This window comes from Enterobacter sp. 725m/11, from assembly GCF_011683705.1.
Classification (GTDB): Bacteria; Pseudomonadota; Gammaproteobacteria; order Enterobacterales; family Enterobacteriaceae; genus Enterobacter; species Enterobacter bugandensis.
Window position 1 is genome coordinate 1 of record NZ_JAAQOK010000107.1, and the last position, 1,631, is coordinate 1,631.

Consider the following 1,631-nt stretch of genomic DNA (forward strand, 5'->3'; position numbering starts at 1 on the left):
TCCGTCGTCGGCAGCGTCAGATGTGTATAAGAGACAGCTACTATTCTACATGTTGCAACGCCATCATTAGCTTTAGATCTTAAAGCTTCTTCCAAGGAAGTTTTATGGATTATAGATATCTATTCGTTGGTTATGGCATGTCTTTTGCTGCCTATGGGGGTACTAGCAGATAAAATTGGTTTCAAAAAGATATCTCTGATTGGCGTGTTATTATTTTGTGTTGCATCATGTTTAGCATATATATCTTCTAATACCATCATGTTAATTTGCGCAAGAACTTTATTGGCCATTGGGGCTGCAATGATCATTCCAGCAACCCTCTTGGCATTAAGACTATCTTTCGTTAAGCCAAAAGAGCGTGCTGTTGCACTCGGCGTATGGTCCGCTATAGGCACTGGTGGAGCTGCATTCGGTCCATTTGTAGGTGGGCTTTTAATAGAAAATTATTCGTGGAACTCAGTCTTTTTTATCAATATTCCTATTTGCTTCATTGTTTTTTTTATGTTAGTGAGTCTTAGAGAATATAAAGTATTAAACACTTCTAAAATTATTAATTTACTAGATCCTTTGCTTTTGATGTTTTCTATATTAATGATTGTGTTAGGTGTTAAAAACTTAGGGGCTTCTGAAGAGTTTATTAAATATTTATCATTCATTATTTTGGGACTAGTTTTGCTATTGATATTTTGGAAAAGGCAGATAAAGCATGTTCATCCAATGATTGATATTGAGCTCTTCAAACATAAGCCTATATTAGCGGGGCTAATACTTGCGTTTATCGCTATGGCCACGCTGGTTGGATTCGAATTTTTTGTTTCTCAGGAATTACAATTAGCATTTGGGTTATCACCTTTTCAAGCTGGATTATTTCTATTTCCATTTATTATAGCGAGCTCTATATCTGGTCCTTTCGTTGGTTTCACACTTACATGGTTAGGAGTTAAAAAAATTGGATTTTATGGTGTTTTATTAAGCTCGTTATGTTTCTTTTTCATGGCGTTTATGGACTTTAGTTCTAATGGATGGGAGGTTTGGCTTACAATGATTATATTGGGGTTTTGCATAGAAGCAGCTCTAATCTCCTCTACATATGTAATTATGAATGCCGCAAAAAAAGAGAAAGCGGGGGAAGCTGGAGCAATTGAGGGAATGGCGTATGAACTTGGAGCAGGAACTGGTATCATATTATTCGGAATGATTATGTCGGCTTCATTCACAGCCAATCTGTCTGTTGATTTTCTTGCTGATATCAAACAAGCTCCTCCATTATCATTAAGTGAGGCGATCAGTATTGCAGATCTATTACCTAACTGGCAAGGACAAGAATTGATTCATGCTTCAAAAATTGCCTTTCTAAATTCTCACGGTAATGTAATGCTTGTTGCAGCGATTTTGTTAATTTTATTATCATTTATTATTTCACATTTACTTAAAGAGTATTCGGACACTCATGAATAGTTTTTTATGTACTACTTTAATCATTATGTGCGTACATTAGCTAAGAGATTGAAATGTTTTATTGAGAACTTCCAATGCATAGAGGTACATCTAATATCAAAGCCAATTTAGTTAGACATTCATCTCGACTTAGTTCCTGTCTCTTATACACATCTGACGCTGCCGACGACGGA

1 protein-coding gene is annotated in these 1,631 nt (G+C 35.8%); it reads left to right on the forward strand.

Annotation, left to right across the window (positions count from 1 at the left end):
* Positions 1–42 precede the first annotated feature (42 nt).
* Complete coding sequence (locus HBA26_RS22585; protein WP_347877958.1) at positions 43–1,458, forward strand: MFS transporter; 1,416 nt, start codon at positions 43–45, stop codon at positions 1,456–1,458.
* Positions 1,459–1,631 lie beyond the last annotated feature (173 nt).